The following is a 25,500-nucleotide window of genomic DNA, read 5'->3' as shown; positions in this document are numbered from 1 at the left end:
CGCCACCTTGGCAGGCCTCTGGGCGGAGGTGCTGGACCAGCCGGTCGCCAGCCTGGATGCCGATTTCTTCCTGCTGGGCGGCCATTCGCTGCGCCTGGTGCGGCTGCAGACCCGCATCCGCGCCGCCTTCGGCCGCGAAATCCCCCTGGCCGAGCTGTTCCAGGTTCCGGCCCTGGGCGCCATGGCGGCCCGCGTCGACGCCCTGGGCGCGGTGGATGAGGCCGAGGACATCGCCTTCATGGCCAAGCTGCTGGATACGCTATGAGATTGCTGTCCACCCTGATGCGGCGCTTCGGCGCCCGCCTGCCGCTGGCCCTGTGCCTGGGCGCCATCGGCGCCGTGGCCGGCCTGGCGGTCATCGCCCTGGTCAACCGCCTGATCGCCGGCACATTGGCCGCCAACGCCGCCACCTTCGCCGGCCTGGGCCTGGCCTTGGTCCTGGTGTTCGGCTGCGGCTTCGCCTCCCAGTCCCTGCTGACGGCGCTGGGCCACCGCGTGGTGCGTGACATGCGGACCACCACGGTGAAGCGCCTGCTGGACACCGACATCGACCGGCTGGAGGGCATCGGCGCGCCGGCCCTCTACGCCACCCTGACCAAGGACATCACGGCGGTGGGCCAGGCCTTCAACCGCCTGCCTTTCATCTTCTACAACGGCATCCTGCTGGGCGGCGGCTTCGCTTACCTGGCTTGGCTGTCGTGGCAGCTGTTCCTGATGAGCGCCGTGGTCCTGGGTTTGGCGGTGGTCTGCGCCCAGGGCTGGGTCTTCGCCATGCGCCGCCTGATGATGGAGGTGCGCGCCACGGACGACCGGCTGTTCGCCGGCTATCGGGGCGCCATCGAGGGGCGGGCGGAGCTGGCGTTGAACGCCGCCCGCCGCGCCGTCTTCCACCGCCTGGACGTGGAGGCGGCGGCGGAGCACGCCCGCGCCACCGAAACCCGTGCCGACCGCTATTGGGTGCTGAGCCTCAGTTGGACGTCCCTGGTCATCCTGGGGCTGATCGTCGGCCTGTTCATCGTCGGCACCGGCCTGGGCCTGGCGCGGGAACAGGTGGCGGGCTTCGTCCTGGTGCTGCTGTTCCTGCGCATGCCGCTGAATGATCTGGTGGGCACGCTGCCTATCCTGATGGCGGGCGGCGTCGCGCTGGCCAAGGTGGAAAGTCTGAACCTGGCGCCGCACCGCGCCGGTTTCGATGTGCCTGATGGCCCCATCCTGGTGACGGCCGCCCCGGCCGGCGCCACCGCCGTGCCGCCGCCCTTGTTCGACCTGTCGGGCGTCACCTACGACCATCCCGGTCAGGATGGTGAAGCGGGTTTCCACCTGGGTCCCGTCGATCTGACCGTGCCGGTGGGGGAGACGCTGTTCATCGTCGGGGGCAATGGCGGCGGCAAGTCCACGCTATTGGCCCTGCTGGCGGGCCTGCGCCGCCCGGCCGGAGGCCATTTGCGCTTGGGCGGGGTGGAGGTGACGGACGATTTGCGCGGCTGGCACCGTGAACAAATCAGCGCCGTGCTGTCCCCGGCCTATGTCTTCGAGCATCTGGTGGGGCCGGACGGCCGGCTGGACCAGGATCTGGCCCAGGATTTCCTGCGCCGATTGCGCATGGACCACAAGGTCACCATCGCCGAGGACCGTTTTTCCGACACCCGCTTCTCCCAAGGGCAGCGCAAGCGCCTGGCGCTGCTGTCCGCCGTGGTGGAGCGGCGGCCCATCCTGCTGCTGGACGAGTGGGCCGCCGACCAAGATCCGGCCTTCCGCCGCTTTTTCTATGAGGAGCTGCTGCCCGAGTTGAAGCGAGGCGGCCGCACCATCATTGCCGTCAGCCATGACGACCGCTTCTTCCACCTTGCCGACAGGGTGCTGCGCTGCGATGCCGGCGTGCTGACCCCCTGGCAGGCAACGCCGGCCGATGCCGGCCCCGCCCATTCCCTGGGCCCCACTTTCAACGACGGGGCGCCGCGCGTGTCGGCGCCGCCGGGAGGGCGACAGCAATGACAGGCGATACCCAGAACCGTTCCGCCGAGACCATTCCCTATCTGTCCGGCACCGCGCCGCGTTGCCTGTGGGAAGGCGACACCCTGGTCGTGAAGGTGGGTGGCACCGTCCGTCAGCGCTGGGTGCTGGAACGGACGGATGGCGAGCCCGTCCTGGTCTTCACGCACGATGGCGGCGGAACGGGCTCCCGCACCGTAGCGGCGCTTACGGCGCTGGACGGCGCCTTGACCCGCGCCGGCGATCCGGCGGCCCTGCGCCTGTCGCTGCCCGCCGACCTGCAAACGGTACTGGAGGCGGAGGGCGTCCTGGTGATGGCGCCCGGCGGCGTGGTCCGGGTGTTGGCCGCCGCCCTGTACCAGAAGCCCGACCTGTGGCTGCGTGGGCCCGGCGGCAGCCGGCATCCCCAGATCCACACGCTCAGCCACGGGCGCTACCACCCGCGCCGGCCGGCCAAGGCGCCGGGCGTCCTCTACGAACGCCGCATCCCCTGGCTGGACCGGGTTCTGTCCTTCCGTCTGGCCGACATGGACCGCGACCTCACCCGTTTCCACACCTGGATGAACGACCCCCGCGTGGCCGCCTTCTGGCAGGAGGAGGGCGACCTCGCCCAGCATCGGGCTTATCTGGAAAACCAGCTGGAGGATCCGCACACCCTGCCGCTGATCGCCAGCCTGGATGGCGCGTCCTTCGGCTATTTCGAGGTGTACTGGGCCAAGGAAAACCGCATCGGCGCCTTCTACGACGCCCAGGACTACGACCGGGGTTGGCACGTCCTGATCGGCGACGAAAATATCCGGGGCAAAGCCTATGTCAGCGCCTGGCTGCCGTCCTTGGTTCACTTCATGTTCCTGGACGACGTGCGCACCCAGCGCATCGTGGGTGAACCCAGGGCCGACCATCATCAGCAGATCCGGAACCTGGACCGTTCCGGCTTCGCCAAGGTCAAGGAATTCAACTTTCCCCACAAGCGCGCCCTGCTGGTGATGCTGCTGCGCGAGCGCTTCTTCGATGACCGGCTGTGGCTGCCCCGCGCGGACCCGGCCCCCAAGGCGGGGGCCTGAGCCATGGGCGCCACCGTCAGCCTGAACGAGGCGTCCCGCCCGCTGGACGTGCTGGGCGTCGGCTTCGGTCCCTCCAACCTGGCGCTGGCCATCGCGCTGCGTGAGGTGGGGCGTGAAGGCGGGCCGGATCTCGCCTGCCGCTTCCTGGAACGCCAAGACGGTTTCGTCTGGCACGGCAACATGCTGCTGGACGGCAGCCGCATGCAGATCTCGTTCGTGAAGGACCTGGTCTCCATGCGCGACCCCACCAGTCCCTACAGCTTCCTGAACTACCTGCACGTCCATGGCCGGCTGCAGGACTTCATCAACCTGCGCACCTTTTATCCCACCCGGCGGGAGTTCAACGACTACCTGGCCTGGGTGGCCGGCCATTTCAGCGACCGCTGCGACTATGGCGAGGAGGTGGTGGCGCTGGAGCCCGACGTGCAGGACGGCCGGGTCCATCGTCTGCGGGTGCGCGCCCGCAACCGGGCGGGGCGGGAACGGGCCTGGCTGGCGCGCAACGTCGTCATCGGCGTGGGTGCCACGCCGCGCGTCCCCGACGCCTTCACCGGCGCCCTGACGGATGCTCGCGTCATCCATTCCAGCACCTATCTGGCGGCGGTGGAAACCCTGGCGCGCGCGGGCCGCGTGGCGGTCATCGGCTTCGGTCAGAGTGCCGCGGAGATTTTCCTGGACCTGCACGCCCGGGGCGTGGCGGTGGACCTGATCGCCCGGTCGCCCGCCATGCGGCCGGCGGACAGCAGCCCCTTCGTGAACCAGATCTTCGACCCCGCCTACACCGACTATCATTATGGCCGGCGGGCGGAGGAGCGGGACCGCATCCTGCGGGAATTCCAGAACACCAACTACGCCGTCGTCGACCCCGACCTGATCGAGACGGTCTACGGCCTGTTCTACCAGCAGAGGGTGGAGCGGGTGGATCGGCACCGCCTGCTGCCCCGGCATGAGGTGCGCGAGGTGCGCCTGACCGGCGGGCCGGCCAGCGGGCCGGAGGGCGTGCTGCTGGATCTTCTGTCCCTGGATGATGGCGAGCGGCACATCCGCCGCTATGGCGGCGTGGTCCTGGCCACCGGATATCACCGTCAGCAACACCACCGCCTGCTGGAACCGCTGACGCCCTGGCTGACGGGGGCCTGGCAGACGGGGGAGGGGGTGCGCCGCGACTACCGCCTGGCCACCACCGACGCCTGCACGGCCGGCATCTTCCTTCAGGGCTGCTGCGAACCGACGCACGGCCTCAGCGACACCTTGCTTTCCGTCCTGCCCATCAGGGCGCGCGAGATCACGGCGGCCCTGGCCGCCCCCTATTCCGGCGCGGGGGCGCCGGAGCGCCGGACCGTGGCGCACGCTTTCTGAAAACTGGAGACATCGAGAAATGAACAAGGTCGGGAATCCGGCGCGTCTGTGGGAACTCATGGGGACCGTGGCGATGATCGCCCTGCTGCCCGCGGCGGGCTGGGCGGCGCCGGATGGCGCCGTTGCCGAGAGCGACACCGCCACCACGGTGATCGTGACAGCGGATCGGGAGAAGGACAGAACCGTCACGGCCAAGCTGCCCATGACGCCGCACGAGCTGCCGCAGTCGCTCTCGGTCCTGGGATCGGAGCAGTTGCAGGAGCAAAAGCTGGTCACCCTGGATGACGCGCTGCGCCAGACCCCCGGCGTGATCGTGGAGCCCATCGATGGCAACCGGGTGAACTTCTATTCGCGCGGGTTCGAGATCACCAACTTGCAGTTCGACGGCATTCCCACCACCATGGATGACCGTATCTTCTCGCCGCCCGACCTGGTGGTGTTCGACAAGGTGGAGGTGCTGAAGGGCCCGGCGGGCCTGCTGGCCGGCTTTGGCGGCCCGGGCGGCGCCATCAACCTCGTGCGCAAGGTGCCGCTCAGCACCACGGCAGGCTATGCCAACCTGACCGTCGGGTCGTGGGACAACTATCGCCTGGAGGGTGATTTCACCGGCCCCCTGAACCAGTCCGGCAGCGTGCGTGGCCGTCTGGTCGGTACCTTCCAGGAGCGCGACACCTTCCAGGACTGGACGCACCAGAAGCGATTGCTGGGCTACGGCACCGTGGGTGCCGACCTGACGCCCGACACCACGGCCACCATCGGCGTGTACCGGCAGGAGAACGACTACAAGGGCGGCTGGAACCTGCCGGGCCGGGTCAATGTGGTGGGCGGCAAGTATGTGCTGAGCCTGCTGGACGTGCCGCGCTCCACCTCTCTGGGGGAGAAGTGGAACGAGGATGAGTTCACCACCACCGGCGCCTTCGCCAATGTGGAGCATCGCTTCGGCGACGGCTGGCACGTCAACCTGGGCACGCAGTACCTGGATAACGTCATGGACCGGGTCATGGCCTACGCCTACACCCCCGTGGTCGTGGGCCAGAACACCACCACCCTGTACGCCCAGAAGGTGCGATACGACCAGTCGCAGGCCGGCACTGACCTTTCCGCCTCCGGTCCCTTCACCTTGTTCGGGCAGGTGCATGAGGCGGTGATCGGCGCCAGCTATGAACGGACGGAGTTCCGTGCCCGGTCGGCCAACGGCTACAACGCCAACGGCAGCACCTGGTCGTCCACCGTCAACGTCTACTCCCCCGTGGCGACGGCGGCGGAGCCGGTGTGGGCCCCGTGGCAGCGGGACAACACCACCCTGACCCAGACCTACAGCACCTATGGCGCGGTGCGCCTGCGTCTGCTGGACCCGCTGCGCCTGATCGCGGGTGTACGCGCCACCTGGTGGGATACGGCGGTCGACACCGTCGTCCCGGCCAAGACCCCGCGCAGCACGGCCTCCATCGATGGCAAGGTTACGCCCAACGCCGGCCTGGTCTATGAGGTGGACCCGGCCGTGGCGCTGTACACCAGCGTCACCCAGGTCTTCCAGCCGCAGTCCTATACCGATGCCAGCGGCAAGGTGCTGAAGCCCCTGCAGGGCATGCAGTACGAGGTCGGCACCAAGGTGGATTTCCTCGACGGCCGCCTGCACGGCAGCCTGGCCCTGTTCCATGTCGATGAGGAAAACCGCGCCCAGGCGGACACGCGCTATCCCAACCAGTCCATCTATCTGGCCCAGGGCAAGGCGCAGAGCGAGGGGGTGGAGTTGGACCTGACGGGCGAGGTGCTGCCCGGCTGGACCGTCACCGCCGGCTACGCCTACACCTTCGCGGAAAACCTGGACAGCAGCGTGTCTGACAGCAGCGCCTTCAGCGCCATCGCGCCCAAGCATTCCTTCAAGCTGTGGACCAATTACCGCTTGCCGGAAAGCCTGGACAAGCGCTGGACCGTCGGTGGCGGCGCCACGGTGCAGTCGTCCATGTCCAACACCTTCCCCACCCTGGGCAACGCCGTGCTGACCCAAGGCGGCTACGCCGTGTTCGACGCTCGCGTCGGCTTCGACGTGACGGAGAGGATCAGCGTCGCCGCCAACCTGAAGAACCTGTTTGACCGCACCTATTATCAGCGCGTCGGCACCCCGCAGTCCGGCAACATCTATGGTGAGCCCCGGTCGGTGCTGGTGACCTTGCAGGCCAAGCTGTGACGGCGCCAGCGTTCCCACCTGGGTCGTCACGGCGGACCCGGTCCCCCAAACGGGGGGCCGGCGCTCCACCGCGGGGGCGATGGCACATCCTGGCCCGGGTGCTGGCCGCCATCATCGGCACCTACGCCCTGGCCTGGGGCTTCGGCGCCCTGGGGGCCGTGGTCGGCACGCGGCTGGGGATGGCCCCGGCGGAAGCCTCAACTTTGTTCGGCCTGCTGGCGCTGCTGGCCATGCCCGTCATCGCCCTGTGGGCGCTGTCTGCGGGCCGTGTCGGCCGGGTCTGGGCCGCGCTGGCCGTCGGGACCACGGTCCAGGTCGCGCTGGCTTATCTGGTGCGGGGCCTGGTCCCGGGGAGCGGGACATGAGCAGGGCTTTGCGCGCGGCCCTACTGTGGCCCCATACCTGGATGGGCGTGGCCTTGGGCGGGTTGCTGATCGTCATCTTCTTCATGGGATCGCTGACCGTCTTCATGCCGGAGATCGACCGCTGGATGATGCCGGCCACCCGGGTGGCCGTGCCGGAAGCGCCGGTGTCGCTGGACGCCGTCGCCCGGCCGTTGCTGGAGCAGCTGACCGCTCAGCGCGCGACCGGGGGCGCCACGGTGCGCGACTGGCTGGTGGAAATGCCGGATGCCCGCACCCCCGTCCTGCAACTGCGCGTCCGTACCAGTGCCGGCGCCGCCGGCATGATGGCGACCGCGACGGGCCGGCGCCTGCCGCCTGCCGGGACCCTGGGCGCCTCCTCCTTCTTCTATCCGCTGCACTACTGCCTGCTGCTGCGTCCGGGCTTCGTCGGCTATTGGATCGTGGCCCTGGCGGCGGTGGCGATGATGGCGGGGCTGGTGTCCGGGGTGGTCATCCACGCCCGCATCTTCCAGGACTTCTTCACCTTCCGCCCCCGGGCCCATCCGCAACGGTCGCTGTTGGATCTGCACAACCTCATAGGCGTGCTGGTCTTGCCCTTCCATCTGATGATCACGTTCAGCGGCGTCGTCATCGTCCTGCCCGTGGTCTTTCCCGCCGGAACCACGCTGCTGTACGGCGGCGACATGAACCGCTTCTACGCCGACGCCGTCGCCACCTACGACCGGCCGGCGGCGGGCGTCGCGGTACCGCTGTCGCCGCTGGACCCGCTGGTGGAGCGTGCCCGCCAGCTGTGGGCGGCGGAGACGGGCGGGCCGGTGGCGGTGGCGCAGATCGGCGTGGTCCATCCCGGCGATGCCGGCGCCTATGTCCGCGTCACCCGTGTCAACGACGACCGGGTGACCCTGCACAACGACCCGCTCTACTTCGATGGGATCACCGGCGTCCTGCTGGCCCGGGGGCTGCCAGGGCCAGTGGTGGGGGCGCAGCGCGTCATCGCCGGGCTGCATGAGGTCCGGTTCGACCATTGGACCCTGCGCTGGCTTTACTTTCTGCAAGGGCTGGGGGGCTGCGCGCTGATCGCCACCGGCCTGCTGTATTGGCTGGAGAAGCGGCGGGTCCGGCATGGGGGCCGAGGGTGGCGGGTGGTCGCGGCCACGGCCTGCGCCACCACCACCGGGGTTGTCATCGCCACCCTGGCCATGCTGGTGGCCAACCGCCTGCTGCCGGCGGCACTGCCCAGCCGTGAGCTGGCGGAGGTGGCGGTGTTCTTTCTGAGCTGGATCGGCACGGCCCTGCACGCCGGCCTGCACCTGCGCCGGCATCCGGGGCCACCCTGGCGGGCCCAGGCGGTTCTGGTGGGGGGCTTGGCGCTGACGGCCATGGTCGCCAACTGGATCACCACCGCCGACCACCCCTTCCATGCCTGGGCGGCCGGCCATGGCGCCGTGCTGGGCGTGGATGCCGGCCTGGCGGTGACGGCCCTGACGGCTTTCTTCGCCGCGTGGCGGCTGGCACGCCGGGCGCAGGGCCGTCGGGGCAAGGCATGGGGGCCCGATCGCTTGGCGGTCGTCTCGACGGGGTTGGAAAATGGCTAATGGGTCGGAGGTCGGCGTATTCGCCTTGGCTACCTTGGGGATGGCCTCGGCGGCATTGGGCCTGGACCGCCACTGGCGCGATCTCGTGGGTCCGCGTTGGGCTGCCAGCCGTCCCTGGACCAAGACCCTACGTTTGATTGCCGTCGCTTGCTGGGGCGGTGCGTTCATCCTGGCGGTACGGGAAGAGGGAGCAGGCATTGGTACTTTGCTCGGAATCGCGGCTCTAACCGTCGGCGCATCCACGGTCACCCTTACACTTGCGATCTTGTCCATGCGGAAGCCGCGCCGACCTGTCCAGCGAGTGGCGGAGGCGCCGAACGGAATGGCTTCCGGGTGTGACGAATAAAGGCTGATCAACTGGCGTTAGGAGACGCCAGTGTCTCCGCGAGTTCATGGCCCCCCCCGACATCTCCTCATGGACGGCTATTTGATTTGGCTTGCCAAATAGGCGCGGATTCCACGGCCATACGGTGGGCGCAACGCGCGCAGCGGGGCAATGTCCCGGCCAAGTTGCTGGTAGACAGCCTTGCGGTGGCTGAATTCCAGGAACCCCTCCCGTCCACCATAGACGCCGAAGCCGGATCCCCCAACGCCCCCAAAGGGAAGCTCGTCCTGGGCGACATGGTAGAGGACGTCATTGACGGTCACGCCGCCGCTGGTGGTATTCGCCAAAACCGTCTCCTGCTCGCTTGCGTCTGTTCCGAACCAGTAGAGGCCAAGCGGTCGTTCCCGTTGATTGATATATCGGAGGGCGTCATCCAGGGCCTTGTAGGGGAGGATAGGGAGGATCGGGCCAAATATCTCTTCACGGAGGACTGCCATATCCTGGCTTGGGTTGACGATTAAGGTGGGGGCGATTTTCCGGCTAGGCAGCGGTAGTGGGGCTTCGCCCGGCGGGATCAGTTCCAGCACCGTGGCGCCGCCCACCCGCGCATCAGCAATATAGCCGCGCAGACGACTGGCGTGCCGGTCGGAAATGATTGAGCCATAGTCTGGGTTGTCCCGGAGGGTGGGGAAGAATTGCTGGACCGCCGCTGCGGCTTCCTGGACGAAGACTGACAACTTGTCCTTCTGCACCAATACATAGTCCGGGGCTAAGCAAGTCTGGCCAGCGTTCAGCAGCTTGCCGTTCATGATGCGTCGCGCCGCCAAAGAAATATCGGCGGTGGAGGAGACGATCGCTGGACACTTGCCACCCAACTCCAGAGTTAGTGGCACCAAGTTCTCCGCCGCCGCCCGCATAACATCACGCGCGACGGTGCCACCACCCGTGAAAACCAGATGGTCGAATCGGAGATGAGAAAACGCTTTGGCAACGTCGGGGCCGCCGGTGCATACCGCCACCTCATCCGGTGAGAAGGCATTGGCGACCAACCGCGCCATCAACAGGGAGGTTGCCGGGGTCAGTTCGGAAGGCTTAATCATTGCCCGGTTGCCGGCGGCCAGCACTCCGGCAAGAGGGGCGAACACCAAATGGAATGGGACGTTCCATGGGCTGACAATGCCCACAACGCCCTTCGGCTGATAATGAAGGGTCGCCTTCGCCCCCAGCAGCGATAGTATCCAAGGGCTGGTCCACCGCCTTTCCGGCTTCATCCAGCGCGTGACGTTGCGGCGCGCGAATTTAAGTGCCGCCAGCGGCCCCGCAAGGTCCATCAACAGGCTGACCTCCGTCGATCGCGTTCCGAAATCCTGTGCCAAGGCCTGGGTGATTTCCTTGGTGTTGCTCAGCAGAAGGTCGATGCACCGGCTCAGGCGGTCAATCCGCGTCGCGGCGGAGGGCGCCCCCGCTTGAATTTGCGCGCTTCGCTGCCTTTCGAGCAATGCCCGCAACGTGTCGGCGCTGTCGGGTTCGGGGACCCTGGTCGGCGCTAAGGTGTCGCTGCACATTGAGATTCTCCCATTCTTGCCGGCGGCTTTGTTTCTGTTCGGAATATAATATTAGCTATATATGGCGAACTGTCTAGCGCTGGATCATGCGCCTTGCTCGCGCTGGATTGCCCGGAATGTGCAACTTCCCGGCTCCATCGCCTTGGTCTCAGCCGGGGCTTGACGACAATGATAATATAGTCATTACTATTTTATCCGGCTGAGGGCCGGCTTGCATCTCGGGGCGATCATGAAAAAGAAAAAGCCACAGGTATTTTTCATCACCGGAGCAGCCAGCGGCATTGGTGCCGCCACCGCCCGGCTGCTGGCCAGTCAAGGCCATGCCGTCATGCTGGCGGATATCAACGCGAAAGGTGTCAGGGACGTGGCCGCCAGCCTCGGCCCCAATGCCGATGCGGTGGCTTTGGATATCACATCACCGGCCGCTTGGGAGGCGGCGCTCGACCTCACCTACAGCCGTTTCGGCACCTTGGATGTGCTGATCAACAACGCGGCCATTGTGGTGACCGGGAACGCGCGCGATGTCCCGGTCGCGCACCACCAGCGCACCATCAATATCAACTTCATGGGCCCCCTGACCGGCTCTCTGGCGGCGCTGGAGCGCTTCCGTGCACAGGGGCACGGCCACGTCGTCACCGTTTGTAGCATGACCTCCTTCATGCCCTTCCCTGGCATCGCCAGTTATGGCGCCTCAAAACAGGCTTTGAGAGCCTTCCATCACGCCCTGGCATTCGAGGAGCGGAATTCGGGTGTCGACTTCACCATTGTTCACCCGACGGCCACCGAAACGCCGATGCTGGAGCAGGAGGAAAGGGACGACGCCTGCGGCTTCGCTTTTCTTGCCGACCCGGTATCGCCCGAGGTTGTCGCTGAAACGGTGGTGACGGCAATCCGGCGGAAATCGATTGAAGTCTTCATGCCGCCGGAGCAGGCGAAGGTTATCCGTTTGCTGGGAACAGATGCCCCGCGGATGCGTAAACTTTATGCCCAGATGGAAGAAATTGGGCGCAGTGCTCAGCATGAGCGTCGCCAGTCCCACAATCCTAACTCTCACTAATCTGTACAATAGAAGGAATAAAACATGGTACCTGTCGAAGATTTCATCGAAAGCGTCGTTGGAAAACTGAAAACGGCGATAGCAGCAAAGCCTGCGCCTGCCAAGAGTCTCAAGATAAAGATCAAGGATGTCGGTATCGTGCTGGCGAATGCCGCGACCGTCGAGGCCCAAGAGGGGGCGGCGGATACCGTCATCACCGTGTCCCGTTCAGACTTCGAAAATCTGGCGTCGGGAAAGCTAAATCCTCAAATGGCCTATCTGCAGGGCAAGATCAAGATCGAGGGCGATCCCGCCGCCGCCCTGCAGTGGCTGCCGTTTATTCAGGGGAAGGTCTCTTAATATTTGGTTCCGGCCCCATTCCCGGCCGACTGCTGGAATGGGGCCAAATCCTCGCGCCCCGGCGATTAGGCCAAGCCAACCATCTCCGCCAGTGACTTTGGGCCCCCGAGGTCGATCAATTCCAGCAGGGTTCCATCCGGATCACGCAAAAAGACCATGCGGATGTCCGGCGGCATGGCCGTGGGCGGACCCATGTTCGCCAGGCCTGCGGCCAATAATTCGCCATAGGCGATATCGACATCGGGCACGCTGAAGGTAAGGGCGACGTAGGTGGACGGCGGAGTTTGGCCGACCGACGCCCCATCCGGCTCCGTTGCCGTCGGTTTGGCCTTTTTAATGAGTTCCACCGCGATATTGGCGATCAATCCAATGACGACGCGGTCTTTCCCGGGCCCTTCCTGATTGTCATAGAGCGCTCTGAATCCAAACACCTTGCTGTAGAAATCGATGGATCGCGGCAAATCGCTTACGTGAATCCCGACGTGGGACAAGGCTAAAGGGCGCACCAGCGCGTTGTCGGCGCTTTGCTCAGGATCGGTCATTTCACTCGTGGTTTCGTCCATACCCGGAGTCCTCGTTCTCAAAGATTGTTGGAAATCACCCCTTGGCACCTGCGGTGGGGATAGCGCGGGGGACTATCCAACAATGCACTTTGCATAGCAATAACTATCCTATAACATCGAAGGCGAGCTGGTGTCTGTGGCGGGACGATGGGCGAGGAATTGCCTGGAAAATCTCCGCTTCTAGACATAACGGACGGGAGGCCATGACGTGGCGAGAGATCAGAATATAGTTATTAATAACTTATCGTTCGGTGAAGCGCCGCGCTGGCGTGCCGACGGGCTTTACTTCTCCGACGTTCATGCCGACAGGGTCATGGTGTTGCGAGGTGACGGGCGCCTCGAAACCGCCATGAGCGCCTCGGGGCCGGTTTCGGGGCTGGGCTGGTTGCCGGATGGGCGGATGCTCGTGGTTTCAATGCTGGACAAGCGTGTGCTGCGCCTGGAGCCGGACGGTGCGACGACGGTCCATGCCGATCTCTCCGAACTGGCGACCGGCCCCGCCAACGACATGATCGTAGGGCCGACAGGGGTGGCCTATGTCGGAAACTTCGGCTTTTCCCTCTTTCCCCCGGAACCGCCCAAGTTGGCGGTGCTGGCGGCGGTGGCACCCGACGGTCACGTCACCGTCGCGGCGGAAGACTTGTTCTTCCCCAACGGCATGGTCATCACTCCCGATGGCCGGACTTTAATTGTGGGGGAGAGTGGGGGGCAATGCCTGACCGCTTTCGACATCGCCGACAATGGTGGCTTGAGCAACCGCACGGAATGGGCGGCTCTTGGTGATGGCGCGCTTCCTGATGGAATTTGTCTGGACGCCGAAGGGGCGATCTGGGTGGCCTCGCCACCTACCAATGAGGTGCTGCGTATAAGACAGGGCGGCGAGGTGCTGGAGCGCATCGCCACCGATCAGCAAGCGATTGCCTGTGTCTTGGGCGGTGTCGACCGCAAGACGCTGTATGTCTTTACCGCCGAGAGTACCGAACCCGCATTTTGCCGGGAGCACCATACCGCGCGCCTGCTGGCGATAAACGTCGATGTCCCCGGCGCGGGTTGGCCGTAAGCCCCAAGGATCATTATTGCCGCTGACGTAGCATAAAAAGGGGTTGAAATGGACACGTTCGATGTCGTCGTCGTTGGGTCGGGGGCCTTTGGTGCCAGTACCGCGTTCCATCTCGCCAAGGCGGGGCGCCGCGTGGCGTTGGTGGACCAAGCGGCCTTGGGGTCACAGACGTCGCCGCGGGCTGCAGGCTTGACGGGTCAGTTGCGCCGTACCGACATCATGATGGAGCTCGCCCGCCGTTCCGTCGACAAGATGGTGCACTTCACAACGGAAACGGGGCTGCCCATCGAGTATGTCCAGGCCGGCAGTTTGATCATCGCGCGGACCCCTGAACATGCGGCCGGACTGAACTTGGCTGTCGAGAATGGTCGGCGCTTTGGTCTGGACGTGGCGATGATAAGCCCGGAGGCGGCCAGGGACCGTATGCCCATTCTGGAGATGGACGGCATTCATGCCGTTTCATTCACACCCACGGACCTCCATCTGGAGCCGGAGCAGATCGCCTTGGGCTACGCCAACGCGGCTGCGTCGCTGGGGTGCTCCCTCATGCCCGATACAAGGGTGACGGGCATCGTGGTGGAAGGCGGCCGCGTCAATCGGGTGCTCACTGAACGTGGTGAGCTGCACGCCCTTGCCGTGGTGGACGCGGCCGGCGGCTGGCTGCGCCTGGTGGGAAATATGGCCGGTGTATCGCTTCCGGTGGTGCCCACTCGCCATCAGCTTCTAATCACCGAACCCATGCGGGCCGCACGCCCGGACATGCCCACCGCGCGGGTCATTGACGCCAATGCCTATGTGCGTCCCTGCAGGGGCGGCTTGATGTTCGGGGGATACGAGCAAGATCCGGTAACTGTGGATTTGGCCGAACGAGGACCGAAATTCCGGATTGATGACCTAGCGTTGGATATAGCTGTTCTGCGACGGCTTATAAAATCAGTCGAAGGTCAGTTTCCGTTACTGAAGGACGCGCCAGTACGCGAGCATCGCGGTGGCCTACCGACGATGACCCCGGACGGCTTCCATCTTGTGGGCCCGGCCCCCGGAATTTCGGGTCTGTATATCATCGGCGGTTGCAATGTCGGCGGTTTGTCAGTCTCTCCCGCGTTGGGAGAAGTACTGGCGGACTGGATTGCTGAAGGTGAATCGCCGGACCTGGATATGTCGGTAATGTCTCCAGCCCGCTTTACCCAAGGAATACCGACGCTCGAATTGCTGGAGCGGTGCCGGTTGCAGTACGCCAACTATTACACCGGGCAACCCAGGGACGCCGACTCTCGATCATTTTGAATGGTTGGGGTTCGGCCTGATTACAGCAAGGCTAACTCGCGCTCGGCTCGCAGGGTGCGTTTACGCCGTGGCGGAACGGCCCCGTCTGCCCTTTGTCCTTTCCGCAGCTTGTCCACCATTTAGAAATAGTGAAGGCCTGCTAAGGGCACACAAGCCCGATCCCCATATTTTATTTCGCGATCGGAAGCAACGTCAAGAATGTGCTCGATCGCATGCAAGTAAAATAACAATGTAACCACGATAGGCCACGACAGGGGGCCTGGGAGAGAGATGATGCGGTACAATGATGTGCTGATGCGCACGGTCGCGCTGGGGGTGTTGCTTGCCGCGAACTCGGCGGAAGCTCAGAATGCAGCCTCGGGCGAGGCTCGATCCGGCTCGGAAGAAGTTCTGCAGGATATTGTGGTGACAGCCCAGCATCGCAGCGAGAACATTCAGGATATTCCTATTGCCGTTAACGCGCTTGATGGCCAGACTTTAAAAAATCGTGGCGTGAATTCCAGCGAGGATATTGCGGAATTCATCCCTAATCTGCAGATCAGCTTACCTTATGGCGTCGGCAGTCAGCCCATCATAACAATCCGAGGTGTCGGATTGAATGACGTGAGTACCAATAACGCGGGACCGAATGGCGTTTATATTGATGATGTCTATATGAGCTCTCCCGCTTCTCAAAGCTTCCAGACCTTTGACTTGGAGCGGGTGGAGGTGCTGAAAGGCCCCCAGGGAACCTTGTATGGCCGGAACACCACCGGTGGCGCCATCAGCTATATCTCGGCCCGGCCGACGGATGAGCCAAGCGCCAGTGTTCATGCCAGCTACGGATCGTACAATACCTACCAAGTCGATGGATTTGTGAATGGCCCATTGGACGATCGTGTAAACGCCCGGATCGCCTTTAATCACAACGGTTCGGATGGATTCATGAAGAATCTCCAAACCGGCCAGCGCCAGGGGGGCACTGATGATTATGCGGTGCGAACTTTGTTTGAAATCAAACCGTCTGATGACCTGACGCTGCTGCTGAACCTTCATTGGGGGCGACAGCAGACACTGGCAACCCCTTATCATGAGGTGGGGACGCTTGATCCTTCGACGGGAGGCTTTTGCTCCACGGCCCAAGTGCAGGCGAGCAGTTGTGTCGACGCCTACGGCTACCATGGTCCATCCAACCTCTATAAGGGTAACTACAACCGCACCGAGGAAACGACGGTCGCTGCCAACGGCGCATCATTGCGGGCCGATTACTCCCTGGAAGATGTAACCCTGACCTCGATCACGGCCTATGAAAGCAGCCGTCGGACCGATCCGGAGGACTCCGACAGTGAGCCGCTGCGCCTGCTGGAGATCGACTGGGGTGTCACATCCAAGAGCTACTCGCAGGAATTTCGTGCTGCTGGCGGGGATGCCGCGCTGCATTGGGTCGGTGGCCTGTATTACATGAATGAGATACTTTGGCAGAACCAGACCAGCCGTGCTTTCCAGGATCTTGATCTGGTTTTTGGCCCCGGCGCTGGCGAGGGGGTGGCGCTGGTGGGCGGTGATACAAGCCGGCAGCGGACATCGGCCTACGCCGCGTTCGGGCAAACGGACTTCGATGTCGCCGACGGGCTCCGTCTTACGTTGGGCGGACGCTTTACCCACGAGGAAAAGACCTTCGCCACGGTCGGGGCGCTCAGTCTGGAGACGAATGGAGCGTTTCCCGCCGCCACGCCGATTTATGCGGCGAACGAGAAGCTGGAGAATAACGCGGCCTCGTGGCGCGCGGCTCTCGATTATGAGGTGGAGCCTGACATCCACGTCTATACCAGCGTTGCGACCGGCTTCAAAAGCGGCGGCTACAATGGCGGGTTCCTGGCATCAAATCCGGTGGACGCGGCAATCCAGTTGCGGCCTATCCAACCGGAGAAGGTCACGGCGTATGAGGTGGGTTTCAAGACCGATTTGCTGGACCGTCGCCTGCGGTTCAATGGTGCGGCCTTCTATTATGACTACACCAACATGCAGGTCTATAACTTGACCCCGGCCAGCAGTCCCGGCGACCTGCCGGTTTCCGTCCTGGTGAACGCCCCCACGGCAACCATCAAGGGGGTGGAACTTGAACTGAGCGCGAAGCCTTTGGCCGGCCTGACCACCAGCGTGAATCTTGGGTATCTGGACGCCCGTATGGGGAACTTTAACCTCGGCGGCGTCACCACCAGTTTGGAGAACCTGACCGGTAATCGCCTGCCTTCGTCACCCCGGGTCACCGCGATTGCGATGGCTGACTACGCCATTCCCTTGGCAAACCAAGCGACGGTGACCATCGGGACTTCAGCCTCGTATCGCACGCGGCAGTTCTTCGATATTCGTAACAATCCATTGCTGGTGCAAGGGGCCTATTGGCTTTTGGACGCTCAAGTCCGTTACTCCAGCCCCGGCGATCGCTGGAGTTTGGGCGTCTTCACCAAGAACCTGACGGGGACCAAATACATAACCTATGGTGCTGACCTGTCCAATCCCTTCGGCTTCATCCAGCAGGTCGCGGGCGCCCCCCGGACGGTTGGCATTCAAGCCACCCTCCATTTCTAGCTTCATGGGCGGGGTTACCAACATGGCGGATTTACCTTTGCGGGACTCTGCGGCAATCGACGTTTCGGAGATGGAGGGGCGGGAGGATATGGCCCTTGTACGTCCCAAGCCGTTACAAGCGTTTGCCGCGCTCTATGGTGGCGCCATCGCGTTGCTGATCACCGGCTTGCAGCCTTTGGTATTGGGGCAACTTGAGCAAGAGGGGCGCCTGACGGCCTCCGAGATCGGGCTGACGGCCATGGCGGAACTGCTGATGGTCGGTATTGGGGCGGCCGTCGCGGGCTGGATATTCAAGCCTCGATATTTGCGCATGATCGGCGGTGCGGCGGGCATCGTCCACGCGCTCGCCAGCGTGGCCGCCATGGCCGCGTCTGGTCTTGAGATCGTCATCAGCCGGGCGATCGCTGGGCTTGCCGCGGGCATCCTGTTGTGGATAGCCATGGGCATGATAACGCGAACCAGCCAGCCGGAACGATGGTCCGGCTCGTTCCTGACAGGTGAAACGCTTTTCCAGCTTATCGTCGTGACCACCTTGTCCACCTTGGTCGTCCCGCGCTTCGGTGCGAACGGCGCCCTGGCTGGCATGGCTGTACTCTCGGCCATGGCCGCGCTGTCCAGTTCACTGAACCTTGATAACTACCCTCCGCTTGTGCCGCAGCATGCGATCCCCGGTAGTCGTCTGCCGATGGAACCGTTGATTGCCTTGTTGGGTGTGTTTGTTTTTCTGGCCGCGATGAGCGCCACCTGGGTCTATCTGGATCAGCTGGGGGCCCAGTTGAATTTGCCGGCAACGGTCGTGGGAACGGCGATGTCCGTATTTCTCGCTTTCCAGGTGGCGGGTGGGGCCGGTGCGACATGGCTGGGGTCGCGTCCGCCACTACTGCCAGTCCTCGGGGGAGCGAGCCTGCTTGGCATTCTCGGATTTCTCATCCTCGCATACGCGCCATCACCAGGGGCCTTCCTGGCGGGGGCGGCCATCTTCGGCTTCGTCTGGTTGTTCGCGTTGCCCTACCAACTGCTTCTTCTGGTGAAGGTCGATGATAGCCGCCGGGCGGCGTTGCAACTCCCTGCCGCCCAGCTTTTGGGCAGCGCCGGCGGGCCGTTGCTGGCCTCATTCCTGGTCGGCGACGTGGATGCGCGGCCCGCCGCGTTTCTCGGGATGGCAGGCCTGGGTGTGACATTTTTTCTTTTCGCCTGGTCCCAGCGGCGTGCCGCCTGAGGATAGCGCTTGGGATCGGCGCCGATAATGTCTACTATCTCGCGCCGTCCATAGCTTTACGATGATCGACGTGAGCAATACTGAATCCGCTGGCCCTGTTTCCCGCCGCATCAAGTCCGCGGAAAGGCGCGAAGCCCTGGAAGCGAAGCCCCGTCCGCCCCGCCCCACCGCCGGGCGGGCGTTGGAAACATATGAGAAGCTGGTGGCGGCGGCGGGAGAGCTGCTGGCTGAAGTCGGCTTCGAGCGCCTGACGTCCAACGCCGTCTGCGCGCGGGTACAGGTGACGCCGCCGGCCTTCTACCGATATTTCAACGATAAATACGAGGTGTTGGAGGAACTGGCGGAGCGTCTGCTGAAGAAGCAGAATGACGCCTTTGCCGTCTGGCTTTTCCGTGGTGGGGCTTGGGGGGAGCCCGCGCATCGCGTGGCTGCCCTTGAAGCCTGGTTCAGGACCGCTGCCGATATTGTCGCCAAAGAGCCCGGAGGAATCTGGACCATCCGCGCCCTGCGCGCATTGCCAAATCTGGCGCATATCCGTTTGAAATCTCAAAGGCAATTCACGGATCAAATGTGCGAGCTCGCGCGCCGGTTATGGCCACAGGTTCCTCCCGACCTTCTCTGGTATCGCCTGCGCATTGGCGCCGAATTCGGCTATGTCATCGACGAATTGGCATTGGAGGAGGATCGCCTGCCTTCGGACGTTCTTTTCCGGGAAGCTGCGTATCTGATCAGCGGTCTGATGGATGGGTTGGTCCGCACCGAAGAGACAAAAATATAGTATTTACTATTTTTCTGTCCAGAGTAACATTCCCGGAGACGCCAGTCCTGTGCTGGCGCTTAACGGGGAATGCTCATGGATGGTTTTCATGCGGCGGCCAATACGGCCGGCAATCAATACCAACGATACAAGGCGATATTGGCGCGGGAACGGCTGCCCGTGGCCTTCGTCGACCTTGAGGTGATGCAGCGCAATGTTGACGCGCTGGCCAAGCGGGCGGCGGGCTTACCCATCCGGTTGGTGACAAAGTCGGTGAGATGCCTTTCCATCCTGCGCCGATATTATGGCAAGGGCCCGTTTCTCTCCGGCCTCATGTGCTATTCACCCGCTGAAGCGGCCTGGTTGGCGGAGGAGGGTTTCGACGATCTCCTGGTCGCCTATCCGTCCGCGGAAGCCGCCGACCTAGCGGGGGTCATCCGGCAATTGCGGCTCGGTCGGAACATCGTCTTGATGGTCGACAGTCCGGTGCAGGTGGACCACTTGGACCGTATGGCCCGGGAAAGCGCCGCTGTCTTCCGGGTTGCCATCGATTTGGACATGTCATCGGACTTGCCGGGGCTTCATTTCGGCGTCCGTCGTTCTCCCTTGAGGACGCCGTCGGATGTCCTGGCCCTGGCCCGCCGCATTGATGGATGTACCGGGGTGCGCCTCATGGGGTTGATGGGCTACGAAGGTCAAATCGCCGGACTTATGGACGACGTTCCGGGACAGGGCTTGCGAAATCTGATCCTGCGCAGGCTGAAAGCCCGGTCGGGCCCCCAGGTGAACGCCCGCCGGGACGACAGCGTGCACATGTTGAAGAAGGCCGGGATCCACCTGCGATTTGTCAATGGCGGGGGCTCGGGCAGCTTTGAAAGCACGCGGACCGATCCCAGCGTGACGGAATTGGCGGCCGGATCGGCGCTCTACGCACCCGCCCTCTTTGATCACTATCGTGATTTCAAGCTTGAGCCTGCCGCAGGCTTTGCCGTCCGCATCGCCCGTCAGCCCAAAAGGGATGTCTTCACCTGTAGCGGGGGCGGTTACCCGGCCTCCGGCCCCAGTGGCTTGAACCGGGCCCCGATCCCTTGGTTGCCGGAGGGAAGCCGGCTGATCCCCGACGAGGGGGCCGGTGAGGTTCAGACACCTGTGGTTTATGATGGACCTGAAGAACTCCGGATCGGCGACCCGGTATTATTCAGGCACGCCAAAGCGGGCGAACTGTGCGAGCGCTTCAATGAACTGCTGCTGATCGAGAACGGGCAGGTGGTGGAGCGGGCCAAAACGTATCGTGGACAGGGCCACTGCTTCCTGTAGAGTAATTTTCATTGTGCCTCGCGCGGGAGAGCATGGCCAAGGGCCATCGCCGAAGGAGCAACCGCCCCGGAATCTCTCAGGCACCCGGACCGCGCCAGGCCCAACATCCGAAGAGTGGCCATCCTTTTGGAACCGGCCCGCCGCAGGAGAAAGCGGACCCCCATCCCGGGGAAAGCCCGTGAAGCTCTCAGGCCCAAACACGGATGGGGCGTATTCCGCCGGATGCCCGGCGGATGGAGCCGTACCATGTCCCAGACAGCTGAAACATCATCATCGCGCACCGCCGTGATCGGGGCCGGCATCACCGGCATCACCACGGCGTATCAGTTGCAGGAAATCGGGGAGAACGTCGTCGTATTCGACCGGCATCCTTATGCCGCCATGGAAACCTCCTACGCGAACGGGGGGCAATTGTCCGCCTCGAACGCCGAGGTCTGGAACCAGGCGGGCACGGTCGTGAAAGGCCTTAAGTGGATGCTGCGCCGGGATGCGCCTTTGCTGGTCAATCCCGGACCGTCCTGGCACAAATATAGCTGGTTCGCGGAGTTCCTGGCGGCCCTGCCGTCCTACCGTGACAACACCATCGCCACCACCCGCTTGGCCATCGCGGCGCGCCGGCACCTGCTTGATATGGCTGATCGGGAAGGCATCGATTTCGCCTTGGAGCAGCGTGGTATTCTGCACATTTACCGGGATGTGCCGGCGTTGACGCACGCAACCCGTGTCAACGCCCTCTTACGCGAGGGTGGCCTCGACCGGCGGCCCGTCGACGCCGACGAAATCCAGGCGTTGGAACCCGCTCTACAGCAGCGTTTCCTAGGCGGATTCTACACGCCTAGCGACTTTACCGGGGACATCCACCTTTATACCACCGGCTTGGCCCAGGCTGTTGCCCGGCGCGGTGGACAGTTGTGTTTTGAAACCGTCATTACCGGCCTGAAGCCGCGGCGCGATGGTGTCGAACTCCGGTGGCGAGGGGCGGTCGGCGAAGAGGAGGGGCGCTTCGACCGGGTTGTCGTGTGCGGAGGCGTGGGATCGCGATGGCTGGCATCGCAGTTGGGAGACCGTGTCAACGTCTATCCGGTGAAGGGTTATTCCATCACCGTCAACCTGCCGGATGCCGAGAGCCAACAGGCGGCCCCTTGGGTCAGCTTGCTGGACGATGCCACGAAAATTGTGACAAGCCGGTTGGGCGTCGGACGGTTCCGTATCGCCGGCACCGCGGAATACAATGGGGAGAACCGCGATATCCGGGCCGATCGCATCGCTCCGCTGATACGCTGGTGCCGTACTTTGTTCCCTGGGGTCAGCGTGGAAAGCGTGGTTCCATGGGCCGGGCTGCGGCCCATGATGCCGGACATGATGCCGCGCGTTCAACCCGGCGGACGCGCGGGCGTCTACTACAACACAGGCCACGGGCATCTCGGTTGGACCTTGTCGGCCATGACGGCGTGGATGACGGCTCAGCTTGTGGCGGCGCATCGTGAGGGGAGGTGAGGGCTCCAGTGTGAAACAGCATCCAACTGGAACTCCAGACAGTGCCACACGAAACCATTGGACTATTAATCGGCGTGCGGCTTGGACGCCGATCGGCGCGGTATCCGTTTGATTCTATTGAAGTCGGCGGAGTCAATTGATCGCGCCGATTTACACCTGGCGGCTTGGCTGTGGTTCAAGTCATCCATCGCCTCCTGGAGGGAGCGCGTACTGTGGTTGAGCTGTTCGGCCCTGAATTCCGTCCGGTCCACCTCCAACTCGCCCTGCTTCCGCGCCAGTTCCCACTGTGCGTAAAGGCTGCTGCAGTGGGCGACGACACGTTGGCGTTCGGTTTCGGGCAGCGCCTCGATCTGGCCGACCATGGCTGCGTATTGCGCCATGTCCATGGCCTGGAGGTCGCCGACCGTCAGGTCCTCGACCGGTTTGCCCAGCAGCGCCGCAAGCATGGTCCGCCTGACCTCGCCCCAAAGGTGGTGTGCCCCGACCAGGAGTTTAGCCGCGGTGGCCCGGGCTTGGCGAGGGTCGGTGGTGCGGAGCGATCGGACATAATGGGTTCGGCCGGTGAGGGCGGCGACGTCGGCGGGTTGACGGACGCGCAGGTAGAGTCGCTGACGACGTTGGACGATGTATGGGATGCTGGCCAAGATGGCGTCGCCCTTGTGTGTCACAGACGTGTGTCACACCGATCCGGGCTAGGTGCCTATTTTGCCAATTATCTCAAACACTTAAGCCGAAGTATGGCGTCCCCTAGGGGATTCGAACCCCTGTTACCGCCGTGAGAGGGCGGTGTCCTAGGCCTCTAGACGAAGGGGACGAGGCCGTGTGAGGGCGGTGATGTACGCGAGCGGCGGGGGGAGGTCAAGGGGTTTGTTGGGGTGTGGGGGCGAGGCGGGGTGGCCTGCGGGCGGGCGGGGGCGGGCGGCTGGCACGGGCCGGCAAAAAATCTGGTGGCGGGCCCTCTTATCCACGCGTGTGCGCGAGCATACATAGGGGCTCCTGGGGTTTGGTAAAAAACGTCATGTGACTGCAAAATTCCTGTAGACAGCCCCGGGGTGAGGTCACTATAACCCCGTTCACCGACGCGGCGGGCAACAACGAACGGCGCGACGGCGAAGCGATCCCTGAGTTCTGGCGGTTGACGTTGGGGACTGAGGGGTTGCGGTTCTGGCGGCGAGGCCGCTGGACGACATGGAATTCGCCCTTCCTGTCCGGGTTTGGGTTGATCCTCACGGGGGATCGGCCGGGGACGGGGTTGTGGCCTTGGGCGCTGTTCGCGTTTGGGCCACGGGTTCTTGAACAAGTGAACGTCTTGAGAAGGGATGCGCAGACGGCGGTTCCGATGCTGGGTCCAGTACGGGCACAACATGGAAACGATCGAAGCGCATCTTAAGAACATGCTCTGAATATGTCCCTTCAGCGATGAGGGGAACAGGAACGGACTTGGGTTTGAGGTGCCGACTGAGGTTGGTTTCCGTCGAGGTTCTGGTGGGCGCGAGCCCGCTACCGGAACCGCATTGAACCTGAGAGTTTGATCCTGGCTCAGAACGAACGCTGGCGGCATGCCTAACACATGCAAGTCGAACGAAGGCTTCGGCCTTAGTGGCGCACGGGTGAGTAACGCGTGGGAACCTGCCCTTTGGTTCGGAATAACTCCGGGAAACTGGAGCTAATACCGGATGAGCCTGATGGTTGTGGAGACTGTCAGGGAAAGATTTATCGCCGAAGGAGGGGCCCGCGTCCGATTAGGTAGTTGGTGAGGTAACGGCTCACCAAGCCGACGATCGGTAGCTGGTCTGAGAGGATGATCAGCCACACTGGGACTGAGACACGGCCCAAACTCCTACGGGAGGCAGCAGTGGGGAATATTGGACAATGGGGGCAACCCTGATCCAGCAATGCCGCGTGAGTGATGAAGGCCTTAGGGTTGTAAAGCTCTTTCGCACGCGACGATGATGACGGTAGCGTGAGAAGAAGCCCCGGCTAACTTCGTGCCAGCAGCCGCGGTAATACGAAGGGGGCTAGCGTTGTTCGGAATTACTGGGCGTAAAGGGCGCGTAGGCGGCTGTTCAAGTCAGGCGTGAAATCCCCGGGCTTAACCTGGGAATTGCGTTTGAGACTGAGCGGCTTGAGTTCGGGAGAGGTGAGTGGAATTCCCAGTGTAGAGGTGAAATTCGTAGATATTGGGAAGAACACCGGTGGCGAAGGCGGCTCACTGGACCGATACTGACGCTGAGGCGCGAAAGCGTGGGGAGCAAACAGGATTAGATACCCTGGTAGTCCACGCCGTAAACGATGAGTGCTAGACGTTGGGGTTCTTAGAACTTCGGTGTCGCAGCTAACGCATTAAGCACTCCGCCTGGGGAGTACGGCCGCAAGGTTGAAACTCAAAGGAATTGACGGGGGCCCGCACAAGCGGTGGAGCATGTGGTTTAATTCGAAGCAACGCGCAGAACCTTACCAGCTCTTGACATCTACTGACCGGTGCGGAGACGCACTTTTCCCTTCGGGGACGGTAAGACAGGTGCTGCATGGCTGTCGTCAGCTCGTGTCGTGAGATGTTGGGTTAAGTCCCGCAACGAGCGCAACCCCCATCTTCAGTTGCCATCATTTGGTTGGGCACTCTGGAGAAACTGCCGGTGACAAGCCGGAGGAAGGCGGGGATGACGTCAAGTCCTCATGGCCCTTATGGGCTGGGCTACACACGTGCTACAATGGTGGTGACAGTGGGCGGCGACCTCGTGAGGGGGAGCTAATCTCCAAAAGCCATCTCAGTTCGGATTGTACTCTGCAACTCGAGTGCATGAAGTTGGAATCGCTAGTAATCGCGGATCAGCACGCCGCGGTGAATACGTTCCCGGGCCTTGTACACACCGCCCGTCACACCATGGGAGTTGGCTTTACCCGAAGCCGGTGCGCTAACCGCAAGGAGGCAGCCGACCACGGTACGGTCAGCGACTGGGGTGAAGTCGTAACAAGGTAGCCGTAGGGGAACCTGCGGCTGGATCACCTCCTTTCTAAGGACGCCCGCGCTGGGTCCACGGCTTGTCTAATCATAGACGAGCGTGGCTTTAACCGGCCCGCAGGAGCCGCCGTCGGCGCATCCCTTCTCCAGACCCTTTGAACGGCACGAGGTTAACCCTCGGTCCCGTGGGCTAGTAGCTCAGCTGGTTAGAGCGCGCGCTTGATAAGCGTGAGGTCGCAAGTTCAAATCTTGCCTGGCCCACCACTCTATCCCCAGCATCCGATGTCAGATCGGGGGCGTAGCTCAGTTGGGAGAGCGCGTGCTTTGCAAGCATGAGGTCGTCGGTTCGATCCCGATCGCCTCCACCATCTGGTGTTGAGGCCGGGAGAGAGCAGCAAGGGTCTGTTGATAAGAC

The 25,500-nt window shown here is 63.3% G+C and carries 20 protein-coding genes, 3 tRNA genes, 1 rRNA gene, 1 pseudogene and 2 riboswitches; of the genes and pseudogenes, 20 read left to right on the top strand and 5 right to left on the bottom strand.

The annotated features are described in order from the left end of the window. Positions 1-7: 7 nt before the first annotated feature. From UAA55_RS31135 to UAA55_RS31130, 8 genes are all read left to right on the top strand, one after another. On the top strand, positions 8-265 hold the full coding sequence (locus UAA55_RS31135) for a phosphopantetheine-binding protein (protein WP_416235161.1): 258 nt from the start codon (positions 8-10) through the stop codon (positions 263-265). Beyond that, positions 262-1,995 (top strand): cyclic peptide export ABC transporter, encoded by a 1,734-nt coding sequence (locus UAA55_RS00660; RefSeq protein ID WP_322950740.1) that lies wholly within the window; start codon positions 262-264, stop codon positions 1,993-1,995. The genes UAA55_RS31135 and UAA55_RS00660 overlap by 4 nt, the downstream gene beginning before the upstream one ends. Further along, positions 1,992-3,056, top strand: coding sequence for a GNAT family N-acetyltransferase (locus UAA55_RS00655; protein ID WP_322950739.1), 1,065 nt, complete (start codon positions 1,992-1,994; stop codon positions 3,054-3,056). Before UAA55_RS00660 ends, UAA55_RS00655 begins: the two co-directional genes overlap by 4 nt. Before the next feature lie 3 nt (positions 3,057-3,059). Continuing rightward, positions 3,060-4,415 (top strand): lysine N(6)-hydroxylase/L-ornithine N(5)-oxygenase family protein, encoded by a 1,356-nt coding sequence (locus UAA55_RS00650; RefSeq protein ID WP_322950738.1) that lies wholly within the window; start codon positions 3,060-3,062, stop codon positions 4,413-4,415. A gap of 19 nt (positions 4,416-4,434) precedes the next feature. Then, positions 4,435-6,606 (top strand): TonB-dependent siderophore receptor, encoded by a 2,172-nt coding sequence (locus tag UAA55_RS00645; protein ID WP_322950737.1) that lies wholly within the window; start codon positions 4,435-4,437, stop codon positions 6,604-6,606. Positions 6,607-6,704: 98 nt separating this feature from the next. Next, positions 6,705-6,971, top strand: a complete 267-nt coding sequence (locus UAA55_RS00640; RefSeq protein ID WP_322950736.1) for a hypothetical protein — start codon at positions 6,705-6,707, stop codon at positions 6,969-6,971. After that, positions 6,968-8,566 carry a PepSY-associated TM helix domain-containing protein gene (locus tag UAA55_RS00635; protein WP_322950735.1) on the top strand — a complete coding sequence of 533 codons (1,599 nt, stop codon included), beginning with the start codon at positions 6,968-6,970 and terminating at the stop codon, positions 8,564-8,566. Before UAA55_RS00640 ends, UAA55_RS00635 begins: the two co-directional genes overlap by 4 nt. Beyond that, positions 8,559-8,912, top strand: coding sequence for a DUF3325 domain-containing protein (locus UAA55_RS31130; RefSeq protein ID WP_416235148.1), 354 nt, complete (start codon positions 8,559-8,561; stop codon positions 8,910-8,912). The genes UAA55_RS00635 and UAA55_RS31130 overlap by 8 nt, the downstream gene beginning before the upstream one ends. 77 nt (positions 8,913-8,989) lie before the next feature. Here the strand turns inward: UAA55_RS31130 and UAA55_RS00630 are convergent, their stop codons facing one another. Then, positions 8,990-10,456, bottom strand: a complete 1,467-nt coding sequence (locus tag UAA55_RS00630; RefSeq protein ID WP_322950734.1) for a coniferyl aldehyde dehydrogenase — start codon at positions 10,454-10,456, stop codon at positions 8,990-8,992. A 229-nt stretch (positions 10,457-10,685) separates the two neighbouring features. On the opposite strand from UAA55_RS00630, the gene UAA55_RS00625 reads away from it, so the two are divergent. Further along, positions 10,686-11,513, top strand: coding sequence for an SDR family NAD(P)-dependent oxidoreductase (locus tag UAA55_RS00625; RefSeq protein ID WP_322950733.1), 828 nt, complete (start codon positions 10,686-10,688; stop codon positions 11,511-11,513). 24 nt (positions 11,514-11,537) lie between these two features. After that, entirely contained in the window at positions 11,538-11,852 is a 315-nt protein-coding gene (locus tag UAA55_RS00620; RefSeq protein WP_322950732.1) for an SCP2 sterol-binding domain-containing protein, read from the top strand. Between the two features lie 65 nt (positions 11,853-11,917). Here the strand turns inward: UAA55_RS00620 and UAA55_RS00615 are convergent, their stop codons facing one another. After that, on the bottom strand, positions 11,918-12,415 hold the full coding sequence (locus UAA55_RS00615; protein WP_322950731.1) for a VOC family protein: 498 nt from the start codon (positions 12,413-12,415) through the stop codon (positions 11,918-11,920). A gap of 208 nt (positions 12,416-12,623) precedes the next feature. On the opposite strand from UAA55_RS00615, the gene UAA55_RS00610 reads away from it, so the two are divergent. The 7 genes from UAA55_RS00610 to UAA55_RS00580 all read left to right on the top strand — a co-directional run bounded on the left by UAA55_RS00610 (position 12,624) and on the right by UAA55_RS00580 (position 22,123). After that, positions 12,624-13,475 carry an SMP-30/gluconolactonase/LRE family protein gene (locus UAA55_RS00610; protein ID WP_322950730.1) on the top strand — a complete coding sequence of 284 codons (852 nt, stop codon included), beginning with the start codon at positions 12,624-12,626 and terminating at the stop codon, positions 13,473-13,475. Positions 13,476-13,523: 48 nt separating this feature from the next. Beyond that, positions 13,524-14,762 carry an NAD(P)/FAD-dependent oxidoreductase gene (locus tag UAA55_RS00605; protein ID WP_322950729.1) on the top strand — a complete coding sequence of 413 codons (1,239 nt, stop codon included), beginning with the start codon at positions 13,524-13,526 and terminating at the stop codon, positions 14,760-14,762. A gap of 270 nt (positions 14,763-15,032) precedes the next feature. Beyond that, positions 15,033-17,333 (top strand): TonB-dependent receptor, encoded by a 2,301-nt coding sequence (locus UAA55_RS00600; RefSeq protein ID WP_322950728.1) that lies wholly within the window; start codon positions 15,033-15,035, stop codon positions 17,331-17,333. Positions 17,334-17,355: 22 nt separating this feature from the next. Next, positions 17,356-18,552, top strand: coding sequence for an MFS transporter (locus UAA55_RS00595; RefSeq protein WP_322950727.1), 1,197 nt, complete (start codon positions 17,356-17,358; stop codon positions 18,550-18,552). Positions 18,553-18,613: 61 nt separating this feature from the next. Further along, positions 18,614-19,330 carry a TetR/AcrR family transcriptional regulator gene (locus tag UAA55_RS00590; RefSeq protein WP_322950726.1) on the top strand — a complete coding sequence of 239 codons (717 nt, stop codon included), beginning with the start codon at positions 18,614-18,616 and terminating at the stop codon, positions 19,328-19,330. A gap of 75 nt (positions 19,331-19,405) precedes the next feature. Then, on the top strand, positions 19,406-20,626 hold the full coding sequence (locus UAA55_RS00585) for an amino acid deaminase/aldolase (protein ID WP_322950725.1): 1,221 nt from the start codon (positions 19,406-19,408) through the stop codon (positions 20,624-20,626). 13 nt (positions 20,627-20,639) lie between these two features. Next, positions 20,640-20,728, top strand: a riboswitch (glycine riboswitch). A gap of 2 nt (positions 20,729-20,730) precedes the next feature. Next, positions 20,731-20,832, top strand: a riboswitch (glycine riboswitch). A 40-nt stretch (positions 20,833-20,872) separates the two neighbouring features. Further along, positions 20,873-22,123, top strand: a complete 1,251-nt coding sequence (locus UAA55_RS00580) for a D-amino acid dehydrogenase (RefSeq protein ID WP_322950724.1) — start codon at positions 20,873-20,875, stop codon at positions 22,121-22,123. Positions 22,124-22,188: 65 nt separating this feature from the next. Here UAA55_RS00580 and UAA55_RS00575 read toward each other — a convergent pair whose 3' ends face one another. The 3 genes and pseudogenes from UAA55_RS00575 to UAA55_RS00570 all read right to left on the bottom strand — a co-directional run bounded on the left by UAA55_RS00575 (position 22,189) and on the right by UAA55_RS00570 (position 22,937). Next, the gene (locus tag UAA55_RS00575; protein WP_322950723.1) at positions 22,189-22,569 is read right to left on the bottom strand and encodes a hypothetical protein; all 381 of its coding nucleotides are present in this window, start codon (positions 22,567-22,569) and stop codon (positions 22,189-22,191) included. Positions 22,570-22,584: 15 nt separating this feature from the next. Next, a pseudogene (locus tag UAA55_RS31125) lies at positions 22,585-22,791 on the bottom strand (DUF6538 domain-containing protein); the annotation flags it as partial. A 70-nt stretch (positions 22,792-22,861) separates the two neighbouring features. Then, positions 22,862-22,937, bottom strand: a tRNA-Glu gene (locus UAA55_RS00570). A 702-nt stretch (positions 22,938-23,639) separates the two neighbouring features. Here UAA55_RS00570 and UAA55_RS00565 point away from each other — a divergent pair. The 3 genes from UAA55_RS00565 to UAA55_RS00555 all read left to right on the top strand — a co-directional run bounded on the left by UAA55_RS00565 (position 23,640) and on the right by UAA55_RS00555 (position 25,453). Next, a 16S ribosomal RNA gene (locus tag UAA55_RS00565) occupies positions 23,640-25,137 on the top strand. A gap of 135 nt (positions 25,138-25,272) precedes the next feature. Further along, positions 25,273-25,349 (top strand) — tRNA-Ile (locus UAA55_RS00560). Positions 25,350-25,377: 28 nt separating this feature from the next. After that, a tRNA-Ala gene (locus UAA55_RS00555) sits at positions 25,378-25,453 on the top strand. The last annotated feature ends 47 nt before the right edge of the window (positions 25,454-25,500 follow it).

Source organism: Nitrospirillum guanabarense, assembly GCF_034653355.1.
Lineage (GTDB): Bacteria > Pseudomonadota > Alphaproteobacteria > Azospirillales > Azospirillaceae > Nitrospirillum.
The sequence above is the reverse complement of the archived record's forward strand: the minus strand, read 5'-3'. Positions and strand labels throughout refer to the sequence as shown.